At 69.0% G+C, this 1,826-nt stretch carries 1 protein-coding gene; it reads left to right on the forward strand.

What is annotated here, in order from left to right:
* Window positions 1-1,826, forward strand: a 1,826-nt coding sequence (gene dxs, locus AC07M8_RS19645) for a 1-deoxy-D-xylulose-5-phosphate synthase (RefSeq protein WP_495175909.1), incomplete at both ends; no start/stop codon positions are given.

Below are 1,826 nucleotides of genomic sequence, written 5' to 3' on the forward strand. Positions count from 1 at the left end.
CAGCTCCGCCAACTGGCCGACGAGCTGCGTGCCGAGACGATCTCGGCGGTAGGCAGCACCGGCGGGCATCTCGGTTCGGGGCTGGGCGTGGTCGAGCTGACCACGGCGCTGCATTATGTGTTCGACACCCCGCGCGACCGGCTGGTGTGGGACGTCGGCCACCAATGCTATCCGCACAAGATCCTCACCGGTCGCCGTGACCGGATCCGCACGCTGCGCCAGGGCGGGGGCCTCAGCGGCTTCACCAAGCGCTCGGAGAGCGAATACGACCCGTTCGGCGCGGCGCATTCGTCGACCTCGATCTCGGCGGCGCTGGGCTTTGCGGTCGCCAACCAGATCGCCGGCACGCCCGGCAAGGGCATCGCCGTGATCGGCGACGGCTCGATGTCGGCGGGCATGGCATACGAGGCGATGAACAATGCTGCGGCGGCCGGCAACCGGCTGGTGGTGATCCTCAACGACAATGACATGTCGATCGCGCCGCCGGTCGGCGGGCTCAGCGCCTATCTCAGCCGGATCGTGTCCTCGCGCGAGTTTCTCGGCTTCCGCGACCTTGCCAAGCGGCTCGCCAAGCGGCTGCCGCGGCCGCTCGCGGCGGGGATGCGCAAGACCGACGAGTTCGCGCGCGGGCTGGCGATGGGCGGTACCTTGTTCGAGGAATTGGGCTTCTACTATGTCGGCCCGATCGACGGCCACAATCTCGACCAATTGGTGCCGGTGCTCGAGAATGTCCGCGATGCCGAGGAGGGCCCGATCCTGGTCCATGTCGTGACCAAGAAGGGCAAGGGCTATGCCCCCGCCGAGGCCTCGGCCGACAAATATCATGGCGTCCAGAAGTTCGACGTCATCACCGGCACCCAGGCGAAGGCGCCGCCGGGGCCGCCGCAATATCAGAACGTGTTCGGGCAAGCGCTGGTCGAGGCCGCCGCCACCGACCCGACGATCTGCGCGATCACCGCGGCGATGCCGTCGGGCACCGGGCTCGACGCCTTCGCCGCCGCTTACCCCGACCGCTTCTTCGACGTCGGCATCGCCGAGCAGCATGCCGTCACCTTCGCCGCCGGCCTCGCGGCGCAGGGCATGCGGCCGTTCTGCGCGATCTATTCGACCTTCCTGCAGCGCGCCTATGACCAGGTGGTGCACGACGTCTGCATCCAGAACCTGCCCGTCCGCTTCGCGATCGACCGCGCTGGCCTCGTCGGCGCCGACGGCGCCACCCATGCCGGCAGCTTCGACGTCACCTATCTCGCCACCCTGCCCAACATGGTGGTGATGGCCGCGGCCGACGAGGCCGAGCTGGTCCACATGACCCACACCGCCGCGCTGCACGATTCGGGGCCGATCGCGGTGCGCTATCCGCGTGGGCAGGGCACCGGCGTGGCGCTGCCCGCGACGCCGGAGCGGCTCGAGATCGGCAAGGGCCGGATCGTGCGTGAAGGCAAGAAAGTCGCGATCCTCAGCCTCGGCACCCGGCTCGCCGAGGCGCTGAAGGCCGCCGACACGCTCGATGCCAAGGGGCTCTCCACCACTGTCGCCGACCTGCGCTTCGCCAAGCCGTTGGACGAGGCGCTGATCCGGCGGCTGCTCACCACCCATGAGGTCGCGGTGACGATCGAGGAGAATGCGGTCGGCGGGTTCGGCGCGCATGTGCTCACCCTCGCGAGCGACGACGGGCTGATCGACGGCGGGCTCAAGCTCAGGACCCTGCGCCTGCCCGACACCTTCCAGGATCAGGACAAGCCCGAGCTGCAATATGCCGAGGCCCGCCTCGATGCCGCCGCCATCGTCGATACCGTGCTCACCGCGCTGCGCCATAACAGCACGGC

This window comes from Sphingomonas sp. GW821-FHT09E03, from assembly GCF_059416225.1.